Source organism: Streptomyces sp. NPDC033845 (assembly GCF_055576225.1).
In genome coordinates, this window is the sequence record NZ_JBVIRI010000026.1 from 52,944 (window position 1) to 71,652 (window position 18,709).

The following is an 18,709-nucleotide window of genomic DNA, read 5'->3' on the forward strand; positions in this document are numbered from 1 at the left end:
GCCCGCAATGGGCCCGTCAGTGCCGCGGGCCCCACCGGCGGGGAGCCCGCGCCGGCCCGACGCACCAATTCGCTGTTGGAGTCGTGGAGTTCGAGACCGACGGCCGGCCCAAGCCGGTCCACCAGTTCCTCGAACCGCCGGGGGTCGACGACTCCACGGATCACGGCCGAGGCGTTCGCGGGTCCGGCCAGGACACCGCACACATCGTTGGCGACCTCCAACCGCGCGGGATCCAGCGGCTCACCCTGATCTGAAATCTCCACGGACGGAGTACGCGACAGCCGGCCTCGCGGTGCCTCGGCGTTTCTCGGCATCCTCCCGGGCTAAGGCGGCGGGGTGGGGCGGAGGGTGCGGTTTTGTCGGGACAGGGTTTCGGTCAGGATGCGGACCGCCTTGGGGCCCACGCCGTGCAGGGCCAGGAGTTGACCGGCGGTGTGCTGCGCGATCTGGTCGAGGGTGGTCAGCCCGGCGCCGTGCAGGGCGCGGGTAGCCGGGCGGCCGATGGCGGGCGGGAGGTCGCCGACCGCCGGGTCGGGGTCTTCCGCGGCGGCCAGGGCCTGGGCGAGCCGTTTCGGGGCGCGGTGCGCCCAGGCCGCTCTGACCAGGGCGTTCAGCTGTTGGCCGTTGATGTCGGCCAGCGGGACGCGGAAGCCGGCCGGGCGGCTCGCCCGGACCAGCAGCTCGCCGGTCGGGTGTGCGGCCGCAGCCGCTGTCGCCGCGTCCTCGGGGAGGTGGAGCCGTACGCTCCCGTCTTTCGACCGTTCGGCGAAGGGCTTCCCGGCGACGGTGAAGGTCGGGGTGCCCGGGTGGCCGGGGCGTTCCTCGGTCTCCGGGAGGGCCAGCGCGTAGCTGCGCAGATACGCCGTGGTGGTCATCCGTGGAGTGTCGCATGGCCCGCCGACAGGCCGGGGTGGTTGTCCCGGGGCCGGGGCCCGGGGGTCATTCGGGGCGGCTGAAGCGGCGGGTGGCCCAGAGCAGGGTGGCGGCCCCGACGGCCAGCAGGAGGCCGGCCTCCGGCAGCAGGGGCGGCGGTCCGGTGGGCCATTCCACGCCCGGGGCGGCCGTCTGCCCGGGGACCCGCAGGGCGATGCAGCGGCGGAGCAGGTCCACTCCGTAGGCGAGCGGGTTGGCGGCGGCCAGGGGGTGGGCCCAGCCCGGCAGGTTCTGGATCGGGAAGAAGCCGCCGGAGAGGAACAGCAGCGGCATCATCACCAGGCCGAGCAGCATGTGGAAGACCTCGGGCCGGTTCAGGCCCACGGCCAGGGCCAGGGCCAGGGCGGTGATCGTGAAGGAGGTCAGGGCCATGCCGCCGAGCAGCAGGAGCATCAGGAGGGGGTCGTAGGGCAGGCCGACGGCGCCCGCGAGGGCGAGGAGGACGGCGCCCTGGACGGTCGAGACGAGGGTGCCGCCCGCGCAGCTGCCGAGGAGCAGGGTGGAGCGGTGGACCGGGGCCATCAGGAGTTCCCGCAGATAGCCGCTCTGCCGGTCGGTGATCAGCCGGATCCCGACCATGATGGCCGGGGTCTGCACCGTCATCATCAGCATCCCGGGGAAGAGGTACGTCTGGTAGCCGACCCCGAGCGAGGAGTCGGGGATCAGGGCGGCCAGTCCGCCGCCCAGCACGAACAGGTAGAGCACCGGCTGGAGCAGCATCAGCGCGGTGTGGGTGCGCTGGACCGACAGGCGCAGCAGATCGCGGTGGACCAGGGCGTGCACGGCCCGCAGTTCGTGGCGCAGGCGCAGCGGGACGCGCGGGCCGGTACGGGTGCGGGAGCGGCGGGGGCCCGGCTCCCGGGCCGGGGCGTCGGAGGCCGGGCGGGCCGGGGCGGTCACCGGGTCGCCGCCGGGGCCGCGGTGCCGCCGGGGGCGGCCGGGGGGCCGGGCGGGCGGGGGGCGTGGATGCTGCGGCCCGTGTGGTGGAAGAAGACGTCGTCGAGCGAGGGCGGGGTGGCGGAGGCGGCGTGCACCGGGATGCCGTGCGCCGCCAGTGCCGCGCAGAGACGCGGGATCCAGGCGCTGCCGTCGGGGATCCGCAGGGTCAGCCCGTCGCCGTCCGCGGTGACGGCGAGGCCCTCGGGTACGGTCCGGCGGAGGACCTGCCGGGCCGCCGGGTCGTCGCCGGTGCGCAACGCCACCCGGTCGTCCCCGATCGCGGCCTTCAGCGCGTACGGGGTGCCCTGGGCCACGAGGCGGCCGTGGTCGATGATGCCGAGGCGGTCGCAGTGCTCCGCCTCCTCCAGGTAGTGGGTGGTGACGAAGAGGGTGCTGCCCTGCCGGTCGCGGAGTTCGCGCAGGTGCTCCCAGACCTGGCTGCGGGCGTGCGGGTCGAGTCCGGTGGTCGGCTCGTCGAGGAACAGGACGCGGGGGGCGTGCAGCAGGCCGCGGGCGAGTTCCAGCCGGCGCCGCATCCCGCCGGACAGGGTGCGCACCGGGGACCGGCGCCGGTCGGCGAGTCCGACGACTTCGAGCATCTCGGCGGTGCGCAGCCGGGCGTGCCGGCGGGGCAGTCCGTAGAGGCGGGCGTGGATGCGCAGGTTCTGTTCGGCCGTCAGGTCCGGGTCCAGGGCGCTGTGCTGGAAGAGCATGCCGACCGCCGCGCGCACCTGGTCCGGGCGGCTGAGGACGTCGAAGCCGGCGACGGTGGCGCGGCCGGCGGTGGGGCGGGTCAGGGCGCACAGCAGGGCGAGGGTGGTGGACTTGCCCGCGCCGTTGGGGCCGAGGAAGGCGTAGGTCTCGCCCTGGAGGACGTCCAGGTCCAGGCCGCGGACCGCCGGGGTGGTGGTGCCGTCGGGCCTCGGGTAGCTCTTGACCAGGCCGCGCGTGCTGATGGCGTGGGGCGGCCGGGCCGTGGACCGGGTGGTGTCCTCGCCGGCAGGTGGTGGCTGCATGGTCGGGTCCTCCTCGACGGGGGTGTGCCGGGCCGGCTCCGGCCGGTGGCTGCCCCAGGGGCGGCCACCGGCCGGAGGTTCGGTCAGGCGCAGCTGATGCCGATACACACGGTGTTGAGGAGGGTCAGCAGGCCGACGCACTCACACGTCGCGGCGAACGGCGCTCCGTCGACGCCGACCGGGTCGGTCTCCGGAAGGGCGTGCAGGTGAGCCAGCAGTTCGAGGTCGCGGTTCTCCATGACTTTCTCCTTCTCTTACTGAGGTCGCGACAGGGGTTCCTGTCGCTCAGCCCGGCTGCTGGATCATCCAGTGCCGGGAGTCGGTGTGGTGGGTCCGGAGCAGGAAGGCCAGGATTCCCGCGGACCCGTCGCTCCAGCTGGTGGAGACGTCCCCGTACTCGTTGGGGAAGACGACGTGGCCGCCCCGGTGGGCGCGTTCGGAGACGATGAGGCGGGCCAGGTCGGCCGCTCCGGCACGGTGGGCCGGGTCGCCGGTGAGCTCGGCCATGTCGAGGAGGAAGTCCCCGTTCCCCGCCAGTCCGTGGCACTGGGCGAGGGCGGCCCGGGAGGCGCGTTCGGTGACCGCGTGGGCGGCGCCCCGGGCGAGGTCGAGGAAGCGTTTGTCGCCGGTCCGGTGCCAGAGGCGGATCAGGAAGGAGCCGATGCCGGCCGAACCGTGGCACCAGTAGGGGGCGGTGGGTACGTCCGTGGCCTGGGCGGGCCACTGTACGGTCGGGCCGACCGGTACGGCGTGGGCGACCAGGTGCTCCCCGGCGGCCAGGGCCAGTTCCAGGTGTTCGGGGCGGTGCGAGACCGCCTCGGCGGCGAGCAGGAAGGTGCCGATGCCCGAGGTGCCGTGGGCGAAGCCCAGATAGCGTTTGCCGGCCTCCTCGGAGACGGCTTCGGCGGGGACGGGCCAGCTCACCCCGGACGGCTCCGGCCGGGCGGCGGCGGCGAGCCGGTCGGCCGCGTCCACGACCTGTTCGGCCAGCCGTGGATCGCCGGTACGGTGCCACAGGTGCGCGGCCGCCAGTCCGCTGCCGGCGGAGCCGTGGGTGATGTCGTGGCTGGGGGTCGCCTCCAGTGGGGCCAGCGCCAGGGCCAGGGCGTGGCGGGTGAGGGCGCGGTCGTCGAGGGCGCGCCCGGCCTCGTAGAGGGCCCAGGCGGTTCCGCGGCCTCCGAAGTGCAGCCCCGGGCGTATGGAGCGGGTGTCGGTGCGGGCGGCGATCCAGTGGCCGGCGGTGGAGAGCAGCCGGGGCAGGCGTGGGTCGCCGGTGAGCTCGAAGCAGCGGGTCAGGACGGCCAGGACGCCTGCCGCGCCCTGCTGGACGGTACAGGGGTCGGTCTCTCCGGCCAGGGTGGACACCGGCCAGAGCCGCTGTTCGTCGGCGGGGGTCATCGAGTCGACGAGGTGGTCCACCATTCCGTCGACCGTGAGCCGTACCGCGTTCGGCGGGTCGGCGTACGCGGTGGTCCGCGCGGCGGGCGCCGGGGCCGGCCGTACGGCGGGGTGCGGCGGCCCGGCCGGGTCCGCGGGGTCCGTCGGGTCCGCGGGGTCCGTCGGGTCCGCGGCCCCCGGCCCCGAGGCCCTCAGTTCCGTACGGGCCCTGGCGGGGTCCCAGCGTTCGGCGGGGTCGTCCTTCATCAGGCCGCGGATGGTCTCGGCCAGGGCGTCCGGTATCGGGAGCGTACGGGCGCAGGCGGTCAGCCAGGCGGCGAACCGCTGCTCGGCGGGCCGGGCGGGCGGTTCCTCGGGCAGCAGGTTCGGCACCTTGCCGGCGAGGACGAAGCACAGGGTGGCGCCGAGGCTGTAGTAGTCGGCCGTGGCGGAGACGGCGGCGCCGTGCAGGCGTTCGGGGGCGCTGAAGCCGGGGGTGCCGACCTGGGTGGGGAGGGTGTCCTCGCCCCGGAGGGCGGCGAGTTCCAGGTCGATGAGGCGGAGTTCGCCGTCGGGGCGGACCATGACGTTGCCGGGGGTGAAGTCCCGCAGGACGCAGCCGTGGGCGTGGGCCGCGGCGACCAGGTCGACGAGCCGGGCGGTCTGGGCGAGGGCCTCGGCCCGGTAGCGTTCGCCGCCGAGGTCGCGGAAGCGTTCGGCGACCCAGGTGCGGAGGGGGACCCCGGGGACTTCCTCCTGGGCCAGGAAGAGGTGTCCGCCGGTTTCGAACAGGGCGAGCGGTTCCGGTGCCAGTCCGGTGCCCCTGAGCTTCTCCAGTGCCCTGGCCTCGGCGCGCAGCCAGTCGCGGACGTCGGAGCCGGACGCGTCGCCCTCGACGTGCGGCCGGGCCTCCTTGATCACCACGGGGGCGGTGGTGGTGACGTCGGTGCCCCGGTAGACACCGCCCTTGTTGGTGTGGCGGATCGCCTCCCGGACGGCGAAGCGGCCGCCGAGCAGCACCGGGCCGCCGGGGGGCCGCTGTTCTCGCGGGGGCGGCATCGGCACGGAGGCCGGGAAGGGGCTGACCGCCCAGGAGGGCGGGGAGTACTGGCCGGTGCGCTTGTCCTCGACGGGGTTGCCGTCGGGGTCCTCGATGCACCAGACCAGCAGTCCCTGGTCGGAGAGCTGTCGTCGGCCGACGAAGGCGCCGTAGCGGTAGTGGACGAGGCTGTTCGGGGCGTAGGGCTGGTCGGAGAGGACGCGGGGGCCGGCCAATCCCGCCGTGGCCTCGTGCAGGTCCCGGGCTATTCGGGCCGCGTCCTCGTCGGAGGCCGGATAGACGGTGATGAACTTTCCGGAACTTCCTCGGGGTGTGGCCCGGGAGTTGAGTGCGCCGACCTGGTCGAGGAGCCGGACGAACTTGAATGCCGATTCCTCGCGCAGCAGGATTTCCAGGGATTTCCTGAGGACTTCCGGCGCGGAGGCGGCGGTCGCGGACACGTGCAGTTTCCAGCCCTGCCGGCGTCCGGTGCGGGAGGGGCGGGTGAGGCGGCACCACATCTCGTCCGCGTCGGTCTTCCACTGCTCGCCGGTGGCGGTGGCGCGGAGTGCTTCGCGCAGCAGGTCTTCCAGGTCGGCTTCGGTTGCGTGACTGGTCATGCCCGTCCCCCTCAACGGCGAGGAACCGCTGGTGGAATATGCCTTCGGTAAGAGGAATGTATCGCCGGCACAGGCGGAAAGTCACCGGGTCCGATGGGCGCACGGGATGGTTGCGGAAGATTGGGGTTCGGTCCGGCGCGAATTCGGGCGCACACCCGTCACCGGTTGTCGAATAAGTCACCAGTTCGAACAGATCCACCCATTGGCCGAAAATTCAAACCGGACCGAATTGATTCATTTCGAATTCCCCGGGATTACCCGACCGTACCGGACCGACGCACGGGGAACCCGGGGAACAGCGGCCCCGGCGGGTCAGCGGCCCACGAGGGTGAGCTGGTGGTTCATCTCGGCGAGGAACCGCACCACGACATGGAGTTCCTCGGGGGTGAAGCGGGCGCGCACGGCGTCCGTGCCGTGCGCCAGGGGGCGGAAGTAGTCGCGGGCCACCTCCTTGGCCGCCCGGGCGTAGTGCAGGTGCACCACCCGGCGGTCGTCGGCCGCCCGGACCCGGCGGATGTGGCCCGCCTTCTCCAGCCGGTCCAGACAGGCGGTCATGGCGCCCGAGGTCAGGTTCATCTGCTTGCGCAGCCGGCCCGGCGTCATCGGAGCCCCGTCGTCACCACCGTCGCCGCCGTGCGCGTCCAGTACGGCGATCAGCGCCTGCACATCGGTCAGGTGCAGGCCCTGGGCGTGGGCGAACTCCTGGGCGATGCGGTTGAACTCGGCGTTCATCCGGCGCAGCAACACGGCGAAGGACTGCAACCCGATCGGGTCGTCGGCCGGAAGTGGGGGTGAGGTGCTGTCGGTGTCGGGCATGACCTCAGCATAAGATCTCTCGATGATTGACATTCTTGACCGATGACTTATCTTGACTCGTCCGGCTCGCCTTGACCCGTCTCGACCGCTCGAAAGGGCACACCTTGAAGAACGCACCACGCTGGGCCCGCTGGGTCGTGCCGCTCGCGCTCCTGCTCGTATGGCTCGGCATCGGCGGCACGCTCGGCCCCTACGCCGGAAAGCTCGGCGAGGTCGCCACCAACGACCAGGCGGCCTTCCTACCGCGCAGCGCGGAGTCGACGAAGGTCCTCGAAGCCCGCAAGCCCTTCGAGACCTCCCCGTCCGTCCCCGCCATCGTGGTGTGGACGGCGGACGGTGACCGGATGACGCCCGGTCAGGCGGAGGCCGCCACCGGCGCGATGGCCGGTCTCACCGGCCGGACCGGGATCGCCGCCCCGCCCTCCCCCGCCCTCCTCTCGGAGGACGGCCAGGCCCTCCAGGCCGTCGTCCCCATCGCCCCCGATCTGGGCGAGGAACTCCCGGCGGTGCTGGCCGAGGTCCGCGGGGCGGCCGAGAAGGTGACCGGTACCTCGGTCGGGCTCGCCGGTCCCGCGGCCGCCCAGGCGGACCTGTCCGACGCCTTCGCGGGCATCGACGGACTGCTGGTCGGCGTGGCGCTGGGCGCGGTGCTGCTGATCCTGCTGCTGGTCTACCGCAGTGTGCTGCTCCCCCTGGTGATCATCATCAGTGCGGTGTTCGCGCTCGGCCTGGCCTGCGCGGTGGTGTACGCGCTGGCCGACCGGGGCGCGGTGCGCGTCGACGGCCAGGTCCAGGGGATCCTCTCCATCCTGGTGATCGGGGCGGCCACCGACTACGCCCTGCTGCTGGCGGCCCGCTTCCGCGAGGAGCTCGGACGGGGCGACGACCGGGTGCGGGCGGCCGTGGCCGCCGTACGGCGGTCCACCGGGGCCATCACCGCCAGCGCCGCGACCGTGGCCCTGGGCCTGCTGGCCCTGCTCACCAGCGACCTGACCAACAACCGGGCCCTGGGGCCGGTCGGCGCCATCGGCATCGTCTGCTCGGTCCTGGCCACCCTCACCTTCCTCCCGGCCGCCCTGGTGCTGCTGGGCCGGGCCGCCTACTGGCCCGCCACCCCCAAGCCCGCCGACGCCGGGGCGGGCGCCCGGGGCGCGGGCCAGGGCCGGGGGCACGGCCTGTGGCAGCGGGTCGCCGCACTGATCGACCGGATGCCTCGGCGCGTCTGGGTGTCCACCGCCCTGCTGCTCGGCATCTTCGCCTGCTTCTCCCCCGCCCTGTCCTCCAAGGGCGTGCCGCTGGACGAGATCTTCGTCAACGACGCCCCCTCGGTGGCCGCCCAGCAGACCCTGGCCCGGCACTTCCCCGGCGGCTCGGGCAATCCGGCCGTGATCATCACGGACGCCGGCCGGGCCGCCGAGGTCCGGGCCGCCGCCGAGGGCACCGAGGGGGTCGCCGCCGTCAGCCCCGTGACCACGGGCGGCCGCCCGGGCACCGGGACCCCGCTGGTCGTCGACGGCCGGATCCGGCTGGACGCCACCCTGGAGTCGGCGGCCGACAGCGACGCGGCCAAGGACACGGTCCAGCGGCTGCGCGAGCGCGTGCACGCGGTGCCCGGGGCCGAGGCGCTGGTCGGCGGCTACACGGCCCAGCAGTTCGACACCCAGCAGACCTCGGCCCGGGACCGGGCCGTGATCGTCCCGGTGGTGCTCTGCATCATCCTGCTGATCCTGGTACTGCTGCTGCGCTCGGTCCTGGTACCGGTGCTGCTGGTGGCGACGGTGGCCCTCAACTTCCTGGCCACACTGGGGGTTTCCGCCCTCGTCTTCGAGCACCTGCTGGGATTCGGCGGGACCGACGCCTCGGTGCCGCTCTACGGGTTCGTGTTCCTGGTCGCGCTGGGGGTGGACTACAACATCTTCCTGATGACCCGGGTCCGCGAGGAGTCACTCGCCCACGGCACCCGCCAGGGAGTGCTGCGGGGGCTGACCACCACGGGCGGGGTGATCACCTCCGCCGGTGTGGTCCTGGCCGCCACCTTCGCCGCCCTGATGGTGATCCCGCTGGCCTTCCTGGTGCAGATCGCCTTCATCGTCGCCTTCGGCGTCCTGCTCGACACGCTCGTGGTCCGCTCCCTGCTGGTGCCCGCGCTCGTGATCGACATCGGCCCGCGCGCCTGGTGGCCCAGCGCGCTGGCCCGCGAGTCACGGGTGGGGCCCGGGTCAGGGCCGGCCGCGGAGGTCCGCCAGGACCTCACGGGCGGCCCTGGCTCCTGAGGCCAGCGCGCCCTGGAGGGAGCCGGTGGCCCGGTGGTCGCCGCAGACGTACCGGCCCGGCGCCGTCCTGGTCGTACGGATCAGCGGAAGCGGCGGCGGCATGGCGGGCAGCGCGTCGCGGACCGTGTGCCGGTGCACCGGCTCCCAGCCGTCCGTGTCGGCGCCGTACGCCTCGGCGAGCGCCGACCGGACCACCGCCTCCTCCCCCGGGCCGGGCGCCCCGAGCACGGAGGTCGAGATCAGCGCCCGGCCGTCCGCCGCGTAACCGGGGTGCAGTTCGGTGAGCACGCAGCTGTTCAGGAACCGGCCCCCGGTGTCGACGAGCAGCGTGGGCTCGCGGAGCGGGGAGCGGTCCGCGGCGTGGTAGAGGGTGGTGACCGTGCGGCCGGCCGGAACCGTCAGCCCGGGCAAAAGCCGGACCGCGGCCGCCTGGTTGGCGGCGACCACCACGGTCGGGGCGGTCCGCTCGGCGCCGTCCGCCGTGACCACCCCGTCGGCGGTGAGCCGGGCCACCGGGGTGTCGGTCCGCAGCACGCCGGGCGGCAGCAGCCCGGCGAGCTGCGCGGGCACCGCCCCGATGCCGTCGGCCGGCAGACAGAGGGTGCCGCGGACCATGCTGCGCCACACGAAGTGGAAGAACCGGGAGGAGGTCTCCAGCCGGTCCTCCAGGAACACCCCGGAGAGGAACGGCCGGAAGAACCGCTCGATCAGCTCGGGGGAGATCCCGGCCGCGGTGAGCTCGGCGAGGGTCGTCCGGTCGGACCGGGCCCGCAGCCGGCCGGGCGGCAGGAGCGCGTCCCCGGCGGTCAGCACCGCCAGCGCGGCCAGATCGCGGGCCGAGGCCAGCCGGCCGGGGAGCAGGTCGCGGGTCTGCCGGGGCCGGCGGCTGGGGTCGGTGAACCGCAGCAGGTGTCCGCCGCCGGTGTGCACGAGCACCCCGGGGGTGAAGGCCCGCAGCCGCAGGGGGCGCAGCGCGAGCCGCTGCTTCACCTGCGGATAGGAGGTGTTGAGGACCTGGAACCCTCGATCGGTGCGGAATCCGGAGACGCGGTCGGTGCGCATCCGGCCACCGACGCCGTCCGAGCCCTCCAGCAGACTGACCCGCAGCCCCCCGGCAACCAGGTCCGCGGTACAGGCGAGGCCCGCGGCACCCGCTCCGACCACGATCACGTCGGGGCCGCTCTTCTCTTCCCGCCTCATGCTCGGTCCCCCTTCGCTCCGGGTCCCGGGCAGTCGGGACGGCCCTGCCCCACCGTACGCGGCCCGGGGGACGGGTCCGGCCGCGGCACGCCGGGCGGGCCGCGGTCGCGGGCCCGCACGGGAAGGGCCCCCGGGGCGCGGTTGGCGCTCCGGGGGCCCGGGCTTCGGCGGGGCGTCCGGGCCCTGTCGGGCACCGGTGCGGTCGGGTGTCAGCGCCCCTGGAGGGACTTGACGTTGTCGCCGAAGGACCAGCCCTTGGAGCCGTCCCAGTTGATGGACCAGGTCATGAGTCCCTTGAGGGACCCGCTGAAGGCGTTCCAGGACTGGCTGACCAGCCCCGGTGCCATGTGGCCGCCGCCGGCGCCGGGCTGGGCCGGGAGGCCGGGCACCTGCTTGTCGTAGGGGACCTTGATGGTGGTGCCCTGGATGGTCAGGCCGTTGTTGAGGCAGGTGGTCTGGACGGTGAAGCCCTGCACGGTGCCGGCCGGGTAGGAGTCGCCGGAGCAGCCGTACATGCTGCCGTTGTAGTACTGCACGTTCAGCCACCACAGGCGGCCGTTGTCGGCGTACTTCTTGATGATCGGGAGGTAGGAGCCCCAGATCGAGCCGTAGGTGACGCTGCCGCCGGTGACGTAGGCGGTCTCGGGGGCCATCGTGAGACCGAAACCGGCCGGCATCTGGGCCAGGACGCCGTCGATGATGCGGATCAGGTTGGCCTGGGAGGCGGACAGGGTGTTGATGTTGCCGCTGCCCGAGAGGCCGGTCTCGATGTCGATGTCGATGCCGTCGAAGTTGTACTTCTTCAGGATCGGCACGATGGTCGCCACGAACTTGTCGGCGACGGTGCTGGAGCTCAGGTCGATGCCCGCGGTGGCGCCGCCGATGGACATGAGGATGGTCGCGCCGGCCGCCTTGGCCCGGCACATCTCGGCGGGGGTCGCCACCTTGACGCCGACGTCCATGCCGTCCTGCCACAGGACGGTGCCGTCGGAGAGGATCACCGGGAACGCGGCGTTGATGACGTTGTAGCCGTGTGCGGCGATCCGGCTGTCCGTGATCGGGATCCAGCCCATGCCCGGGTGGACCCCGTTGGCGGCGCCGTCCCAGTTCTCCCAGTAGCCCTGGAGCACCTTGCCGGGGGGCTTGGGCTTGGTGGCGCAGGTGTCGTCACCGGGCGGCGTGGTGGGCGGGGTCGTCGGGGGTGTCGTGGGGGGCGTGGTGGGCGGAGTGGTCGGCGGGGTCGTCGGAGGCGTGGTGGGCGGTGTCGTGGGGGGCGTGGTCGGGCCGCCGGGGCCGGTGAGGGAGACGTCGTCCGCGTGGAAGGCGGGCTGTCCGTACCAGCCGTGCACGTAGACGGTGACCGAGGTGGTGGCCGCGCCGGTGCTGAAGTTGACGCTGAGCTGGCCGTAGGAGGCGCTGTTCGGGGTCCAGGTGGACAGGGTCCCGGTCAGGCCGGTGCCGGTGGCGCCCAGGTAGACGTAGCTGCCCTGGACGTAGGCGCTCAGCGTGTACTGGGAGTTGGGCTGCACGCTGATGGTCTGCGAACACTGCGCCTTGTCCTGGCCGTTGGGCGTGGCCTTCAGCGCGGAGGTCCCGGAGCGGACCGGGCTGGTGACGGCGGCGCCGGACCCGCCGGTACAGGTCCAGTCGGAAAGGCCGCTCTCGAAACCGGAGTTGGCCACCAGGTTGGCGGGGGCGGCGGCGCCGGCGGAGGCACCGCCCGCCAGGGCCAGTCCGGTGGCGATCACGGCGGTGGCGCTCGCCCCGGCGAGGGCGCGGCCGAGGACCGACGTCCGCCCGGTTCGCCGGTCGGTGCCGTCACCGGGTCCGGAGCCCGGGGCGTGCGCGGGATGTGGAGTACGGGGCCTGCGGTGGAACATGCTGCGCTCCCTTTCCGCCGGGCGTCATGGACATGACCGGCGCGTGGGGAGACGACGCCCGGAACCGGGTGTGGTGGGGGGACTTGGGGGCTGTGCCGGTCCGGATCGTAGGAGGCGGCGCAGGGCCCGTCAATAGGTCTGGACCAATGGACGGCAGAACGGCCGGGGCCTGGCGCCGGAAGGCCGGGCGCCGGGCCGGGTCCGGCGGGGAGGCCGGCGGATCAGTGGCGGACCCAGAGGACGTAGACGTCCGGGCGGCTGGGACTGAAGGGCTCGCAGAGGTAGAGCGCGCCCCAGATCGGGCGGCCGGCGATGCCGGCGGCCTGGCATTCCGCGTACGAGGCGTGGTGGCTGCGGGCGTAGAAACCGGGCCCGGCGGCCTCGGCGGTACCGGCGGCCCCCAGGGCGAGGGCCCCGGCGGCGGCTGTGGAGGCGAGCGCGGCTGCGACGCGGCGGTACATGGCATGTCCTCCTGGATGAACGATGCTCTGCGATGCAGGGCAGTGCGTGCATGGTGGTGCCGTACGGCTCGTGCGGGCTGCGCAGCCATGGGGAAACGTATCGGCAGAAACCCCCCGGACGCAATGGTCCAGACCAATACGGAAGGCCGCGCTCCGAAATCGGTGCGCGGCCCCGGATGTCCCGTCCTGCTCGGCGGCTCGGGTCAGATCCGCGAGTTCCGCAGCGACTGCCAGACGGCCCCGGTCAGCGCCTTGGTGGCCCTGGGCACGGACAGCCCCTCGTGCTGGCGGTACAGCTCCCAGTTGTACGGGACCAGGGACAGCTTGTTCGAGGACAGCGATCCCGCCTGGTGGGCCCGGTACACCGCGAGCGGCTCGGTGAGGCCGCGGGCCTCGGCGCCGTCCCGCATGATCGACAGCCACAGGGCGTAGTCCTGCCGCTTGCGCATCTCCGGCATCAGCCGGGTGCCGAGCACGTTCCGGTCGTACATGGCGGTCAGGGCGCCGATGTGGTCCCGGACCAGCATCTGACGGTAGTCCACGTGCTCGCGCGCCCGGATCACCCGGCCGTTCGGGACGAACTCGGTGCTCTCGCCCGCGTAGTCGGCGTCCATCTTGTAGTAGGAGGTGAACGTCAGCGGGGCGGTGCCCGCCGCGGCGAAGGCGAGCTGCCGCTCGGTCTTCTCCGGCAGCCACATGTCGTCGCTGTCCAGGAAGGCGATGTAGTCGCCGCGGGCCCGCTGCATGGCCAGGTTGCGCGCCCGGCCGGCGCCGCCGCGCTCGGGAGCCGTCGCCGGCAGGACCCGCCGGTCCTGCCGGGCGAACTCCCACAGCAGGTCCATGGAGCCGTCGGTGGACTGGTCGTCCGTGATCAGCAGTTCCAGGTCACCGTGGGTCTGCGTGAGGACCGAACGGACCGCCGCTCCGAGAGTGGCGGCCGAGTTGAACACGGGCATCACTACAGACACCAGGGGCACAGCGGATCTCCTTGCTCGGCTTGGAAAGACCAGACCATTCAAACACCCGCGAGCCGATGCCCGGCACCGAGCCCGCAGGTCCGGCGGGGGAACGGCCGTGCCGTACGGGTCGGAAGGGTTCCGACCCGTACGGCACGGGACTTTCAGATGATCAGCCGAGGGAGTCCGTGAGGTCCCCGACGTCGGGTGCCACCTCGATCCACCCGGGCCCGCCCGCCGGCAGGTACACCAGCCGGGGAGCGGTCCGCGGGTCCCGGTAGTGCAGGGCCAGCGGCATGTCGTAGCCGAGGTCCCCGATCAGCACCGACTCCGCCGGGCTGATCGACTCGTACCCCGCGGCGGAGACCGGCCCCGCCCCGTAGAGCGCGGCCTGCTCCGGTGATTCCGCCCACCAGTGGGAGGTCTCCCGGACGATGTTCTCCAGCGAGTACAGCACGGCCTGTCCGGTCGGCCGGTCCGGCAGGACCGAGGTCAGGTACCGGGCGGCCCGGTCGAACCTCCACCGGCCGTCGAGCAGGGCACCGACCAGCTCGGGCGGCAGCTCGTGGCCCCCGATGCTCACTGCGGCGGTACGCGTCATCAGTCCCCCGTCACCCTTCTGCCGGTCGCCGAACGCAGGGCGTCCAGAATCGCCGCCCGGTGCTCGGGGGGCGCGAAGCCCCCGTGCTCCGGGAAGTTCCGGCCGTTCACCCCACGTGACAGCCAGGTGACGTGGAGTCCGCCGCCCTCCTGGATCACCGCCGTGAATCCGACCGTGGACCGGGAGTCGTCGAACATGCCCTTGTTGAGGATGTCATGTCCGCCACGGCGGGGCAGGATGCCGCCGGGGGTGTCCCGGTCGCTGCGCCGTGCCTCGAACCGGCCGGAGGACGGCTCGTAGATTCCGCTGTAGGCCAGACCGGGCTCGTTCGCGTCGATCGAGCCCGCGTTGTCCTCCTGGCTCCACTTGCTGGAGAGCCCGCCGCACTTGTTGTTGTGGACGAGGACGGACTCGTCGCCCGCGAGCACGTAGTAGGTGTGCAGGTCGTCGACGGTCAGGTTGTAGACGCCGTCCGACCAGACGACCCACCGGTCGACGGCCGTGACCTGGACCTTGGTGCCCGCCCCGGTGCTCAGCCACTGGCCGGGCCGCAGCTCCGTGGCATCCACCCAGGCGCCGAGGTCGACCACCCAGAACGGGTGCTTGTCGGTGGCCGTGACCGTCTGGGCCCCGGTGGCCGGATCGCCGTCCGTGTCGACGGCGATCTTGACGAGCTTCTTGCCGCCGGTTCCCTTGATCGTGGCCACCACGGCCTCGTTCGCGGCCTCCCCCGTCTCGGGGTCACGGGCGGCGACCTCGTCCCCGAGCCGGATCTCCTCGATGGGCTTGGCCGAACCGTCGCCCATCAGGACCCGGGTGCCGGGCACGAAGCTGTTGCCGCCCCCGGTCTTGCAGCCGCCACCACTGGAGGTGTCGCTGCCACCGTCGGTGTCCTTGGCCGCGGACTTCTTGGGTCCGTCGGCCTTCTTCGTCTGAGCGGACTTCGAGGCCTTGCCCGCGCCGTCCGCCTTCTTGGCCTTGGTGGCGGAAGCCTTGGCCTGCTTCGCGGCGGTCGCCTTGGCCTCGTCCGCCTTCTTGGCCGCCGCTGCCGCCGCCTCCTGCGCGGCTCTGCGGGCCGCCGCCGCCTCCTCCTCCAGCTTCCTGGCCCGCTCGGCGGCTTCCTCTATCTGCCGCTTCCATTCGGCGAGGTCCTCGGCGTACTTCGCCATGGCCTGCTGGTAGCGCTCGACTCGCCTGAGGATGTCTCTGGCGAGTGCGAGTTTCTGGGACCAGCTGTTGAAGGCCTCCCAGGCGCGGTCGAGCGCCTTCAGGATGCGCTTGGCGCGTCCCGCGAAGGGCAGGGCCGCGTCGAGGGCCAGGCTGGCGCAGGCGCCCCATGATCCGCTGAGGCAGTCGCGGATGTCGTTGTAGCCGGAGGCGTCCTTGAGGATGCCGAGGGCGATTTCGAGGGCGATGTCCAGGGCGCTCTTGCCCTGGATCATGTTGGCCCAGGCTGCTTCGGCGTCCGTGAAGTCCTTGATCGGCATCGTGGGAGGCGCGATCGAGAGACCGGAGGGGTCGCTGAAGGTGACCGGGGAGTTGTTGGCGTAGACGTACGGGTTCTGCTGTTTGGGCTCGTTGAAGTCGATGATCGGGTCGACGGACAGGAACCGTCCGGTCGCCGGATCGTATTCGCGGGCGCCCAGGTGGACGGTCCCGGTGATCTCGTCGACCTCACCGCCGACGAAGGCCCTCTTACCGGGCCACACCGCGGGCGCGGCCCCCCGGGTCTCGCCGTACGGGGTGAACTTGCGGCGGGTCACCGCTCCGGTCTTGGTGTCGACCGCGGTGTTGGCCGTGCCGTTGTTGTCGCCCAGCAGGTACGACGTGGAGATCACGCCGTCCTTGGCCGTCTTCACCATGACCGGGCCGGCCGGGTGGGCGTAGTAGCGGGTGCCCTCCAGCTTGCCGGCGGTGGTGAGCTTGATCTCGGTACCGGGGAGGTAGAGGGTCGAGCCGGTCTTGTCCCGTTTGATGAGGCGGTTGCCGCCGGCGTCGTACACGAACGAGCTCGTGTCGGTGCCCTTGGTGACCTTCTCCAGCTGCCCGGACGCGTTCCAGTCGAGCGTCTGGGTGTCGCCCAGCACGGTGCGCGTCTCGGTGTTTCCGGCCGCGTCGTAGGTGTAGGACTCGGTGCGGGTTCCGCCCGGTCCGGCGGTGTCGACCTTCTTCAGCCGGTTGGCCGCGGTCTGGCCGGGGGTGCCGTAGGTGTAGCTGCGGGTGACGTCCTTGGTGAGGTCACCGGTCGGGTCGTGCTGGATCTCCTTGGTGCGGTTGCCCGCAGCGTCGAAGCTGTAGGAGGACCAGTACGGGTTCGGCCCGCCGACCTGCGGCTTCGAGCCGGGGCCGGCCGCGCCGGGCTGGGCCGCGCAGTCGTCGGTGGACGTCCAGGCCTCGTCCATACGGCGCAGGTAGTCGTAGGCGAAGCACTGGGTGTCGGCCGTGGGGTTGGTGCCCTCCTTGTCGGTGACCTTGAGGATGTTGCCGACCGCGTCATAGCCGTAGGAGGTGTCGTTGATCGCGCTGGGCGACTTCTCCTGGGTGTTGACGGTGCGGGTCAGGCGGCGGGTCTGCTCGTCGTAGAAGTTGGACGTGTAGACCTGGGAGCCGGCCGCGCCGGTGTAGGTGCGCAGGACGTCGCCCATGGGCGAGTAGTCGACCTTGTCGACGAAGGTCTTCCCCTCGATGCCCATCATGGTGGGCAGTTCGAAGTGGTTGTACTTCATCGTGATGAGCTCGATCGGCAGACCGGCGACCGCGGGCTGCTCGGTCCACTCGGTCAGGCCGGTGTTCTCCCGGTAGCCCGAGGTGAACTCGTACGTGCCACCGAGCTTGCCCTCCTCGGCCGGAATGGTGATCTTCGTCCCGGTCACCCGGTAGTCGGTGTCGTAGCCCATGACCTCCTGGACGTACGCCTTGCCGTTCACATACCGGGTGGAGGCCACCGGCAGGCCCACGGCACCGGGGAGGGTGTCGTAGGTGGTGGAGGTCAGCTTGGGACCGGCCAGAGACCCCTCGTGGGACGCGATGGTGCGACCCAGCGAGTCATAGGCGGGAACGACCGTCTTGCCGCGGGCGTCGGTGACGCTCGTCAGCCGGTCGCCCTGGCCGTAGGTCATCGTGGACGTGCCCTTGTCCGGGTCCGTCTGCTTGGTCTGACGGCCCCGGATGTCGTACTCGAAGCCCCACTTGTCGCCGGCCTGGTTCACGACCGATTCGAGAGCGCCACGGTTGTTGTAGGCGTACGTCGTCTTGTCGTAGGCGCCGGTGGGGGAGTCGCCGCGGAAGTAGCGGAGTTCGGTCTTGCGGCCGGCTCCGTCGAGGAAGGCCCGGGTGGGGGTTTCCCCGGTGGGCGGGTCGACGGTGATGTTGTCGCCGCCGTAGCTGGTGGTGGTGCGGGAGGTCTCCTCGCCGAGCTTGCGGCTGATCTGGGCGGTGGACCGACCGGAGCCGTCGTACTCGGTGACGGTGGAGGAGGTGACCTCGTTGTCACGCGGCTGGAACTGGACGCCGGAGGCTTCGCCCGCGGTGTAGTAGGCGCCGTTGGACTTCCAGACCTGTCCGAGGCTGTTGTAGAAGGTGTCGGTGATGATGCGTCCACCGGCCAGGGCTTCCATCTGGGTCTGGCGGATGCGGAGGCTGCTGTCGTAGATGTCGTAGCTGGTGCGGTACGTACCGTCGTCCAGCAGTGCCTTGTTGGTGATGACGACCGGACCGTCGGTACGGACGTCGTAGGAGAAGATCCCGTTCGGCGACTTCGTCGCCGGGCTCCGGGAGGGGGACCACACCTTGGCCAGGCGGCCGAGGGCGTCGTACTCCATCGTCTGACGACGACCGTTGGTGTCGGTCTTGGTCAGGATCGAGCCGCGGCCCTGGTCCGTCTCGGTGGTCTCGGTGTGACCGGCGTGATTGGTCGTCACCACCTTCGTGACGATCTGGCCGGAGGCCGGGGTGTAGTCCAGCTTGGTGACCTTGCCGAAGACATCGGTGCTGGTCTTCGGACGGCCGTACGCGTCGAAGGTCGCGCTGCCGTCGACCTGGTACTGCGGGGTCGAGCCGGAGTAGCCGGTCAGCGACTCGGTGGACTTCAGATTGCCGACGGCGTCGTACTGCATCCGCGCATCTGCCGTGACGTCGGCGGGGCGCTGGACGCCGGTCGCGTCGCAGGCCTTGGCGACGGTTTCGATGCGCTTCTGGCGGGCGATGATCCAGCGGGTCTCGTCCGAGTCGTACTCGTAGCGCGTGCAGCTGTCGTCGGAGGGGTCGGCGATGTCGCCCTTGTTGGAGACCCATTCGGCGAAGCCGCGGTCGTCGTACTTGGTCTCCATGGCGGTGCGGCGCCAGCCGCGGCCGTCGGAGAGCAGGATCCGGGACTGCACCCCGGTGGTCTGCTGGATGAACGCCTGGAGGGGTTCGATGTCCTCTGCCGCTACTTCGCCCTTGCGGAGCCGGGTCGCGGTCGGGCCGCGGATCCAGGGGGTGTAGGTGGTGGCCGCCTCCAGTGCGCCGCCTTCGCCGTTGTAGGCGAGGACTTCGCGGGTCTGGCCGGCGTAGAGGCGGTGGTCGGCGATCTCGCCGCCCTCGGAGTCCTTGACCTT

At 72.1% G+C, this 18,709-nt stretch carries 14 protein-coding genes; 2 read left to right on the top strand and 12 right to left on the bottom strand.

Going from position 1 to position 18,709, the window contains the following annotated elements:
- The first annotated feature begins 83 nt into the window (after positions 1–83).
- The gene (locus ACZ50K_RS33495) at positions 84–254 is read left to right on the top strand and encodes a hypothetical protein (protein ID WP_468910285.1); all 171 of its coding nucleotides are present in this window, start codon (positions 84–86) and stop codon (positions 252–254) included.
- A 69-nt stretch (positions 255–323) separates the two neighbouring features.
- On the opposite strand, the gene ACZ50K_RS33500 is transcribed toward ACZ50K_RS33495, so the two are convergent.
- The 6 genes from ACZ50K_RS33500 to ACZ50K_RS33525 form a co-directional block, all read right to left on the bottom strand.
- A complete protein-coding gene (locus ACZ50K_RS33500) occupies positions 324–875 on the bottom strand; it encodes a hypothetical protein (protein ID WP_468910287.1) in 552 nt (183 codons plus the stop codon).
- Positions 876–939: 64 nt separating this feature from the next.
- Complete coding sequence (locus tag ACZ50K_RS33505) at positions 940–1,833, bottom strand: ABC transporter permease (RefSeq protein ID WP_468910289.1); 894 nt, start codon at positions 1,831–1,833, stop codon at positions 940–942.
- Entirely contained in the window at positions 1,830–2,888 is a 1,059-nt protein-coding gene (locus tag ACZ50K_RS33510) for an ATP-binding cassette domain-containing protein (protein WP_468910291.1), read from the bottom strand. The genes ACZ50K_RS33505 and ACZ50K_RS33510 overlap by 4 nt, the downstream gene beginning before the upstream one ends.
- An 83-nt stretch (positions 2,889–2,971) precedes the next feature.
- Positions 2,972–3,127, bottom strand: coding sequence for a VenA family class IV lanthipeptide (locus ACZ50K_RS33515; protein ID WP_468910294.1), 156 nt, complete (start codon positions 3,125–3,127; stop codon positions 2,972–2,974).
- Between the two features lie 46 nt (positions 3,128–3,173).
- Positions 3,174–5,924: a class IV lanthionine synthetase LanL gene (gene lanL, locus ACZ50K_RS33520; protein ID WP_468910297.1), complete on the bottom strand. Its 2,751-nt coding sequence runs from the start codon at positions 5,922–5,924 to the stop codon at positions 3,174–3,176.
- A 312-nt stretch (positions 5,925–6,236) separates the two neighbouring features.
- Complete coding sequence (locus tag ACZ50K_RS33525) at positions 6,237–6,740, bottom strand: MarR family winged helix-turn-helix transcriptional regulator (protein ID WP_468910300.1); 504 nt, start codon at positions 6,738–6,740, stop codon at positions 6,237–6,239.
- Between the two features lie 104 nt (positions 6,741–6,844).
- Here ACZ50K_RS33525 and ACZ50K_RS33530 point away from each other — a divergent pair, with 104 nt between their 5' ends.
- On the top strand, positions 6,845–9,013 hold the full coding sequence (locus ACZ50K_RS33530; RefSeq protein WP_468910302.1) for an MMPL family transporter: 2,169 nt from the start codon (positions 6,845–6,847) through the stop codon (positions 9,011–9,013).
- Here ACZ50K_RS33530 and ACZ50K_RS33535 read toward each other — a convergent pair.
- The 6 genes from ACZ50K_RS33535 to ACZ50K_RS33560 all read right to left on the bottom strand — a co-directional run.
- The gene (locus ACZ50K_RS33535; RefSeq protein WP_468910304.1) at positions 8,960–10,213 is read right to left on the bottom strand and encodes an NAD(P)/FAD-dependent oxidoreductase; all 1,254 of its coding nucleotides are present in this window, start codon (positions 10,211–10,213) and stop codon (positions 8,960–8,962) included. The genes ACZ50K_RS33530 and ACZ50K_RS33535 overlap by 54 nt on opposite strands.
- Positions 10,214–10,422: 209 nt before the next feature.
- A complete protein-coding gene (locus ACZ50K_RS33540; protein WP_468910306.1) occupies positions 10,423–12,093 on the bottom strand; it encodes a carbohydrate binding domain-containing protein in 1,671 nt (556 codons plus the stop codon).
- Positions 12,094–12,314: 221 nt separating this feature from the next.
- Complete coding sequence (locus ACZ50K_RS33545) at positions 12,315–12,554, bottom strand: hypothetical protein (RefSeq protein ID WP_468910309.1); 240 nt, start codon at positions 12,552–12,554, stop codon at positions 12,315–12,317.
- Positions 12,555–12,757: 203 nt separating this feature from the next.
- Positions 12,758–13,531 carry a glycosyltransferase family 2 protein gene (locus tag ACZ50K_RS33550; RefSeq protein ID WP_468910312.1) on the bottom strand — a complete coding sequence of 258 codons (774 nt, stop codon included), beginning with the start codon at positions 13,529–13,531 and terminating at the stop codon, positions 12,758–12,760.
- A gap of 151 nt (positions 13,532–13,682) precedes the next feature.
- The gene (locus ACZ50K_RS33555) at positions 13,683–14,111 is read right to left on the bottom strand and encodes a hypothetical protein (RefSeq protein WP_468910314.1); all 429 of its coding nucleotides are present in this window, start codon (positions 14,109–14,111) and stop codon (positions 13,683–13,685) included.
- Positions 14,111–18,709, bottom strand: a 4,599-nt coding sequence (locus ACZ50K_RS33560; RefSeq protein ID WP_468910317.1) for a polymorphic toxin-type HINT domain-containing protein, incomplete at its 5' end; no start/stop codon positions are given. The genes ACZ50K_RS33560 and ACZ50K_RS33555, both read right to left, overlap by 1 nt.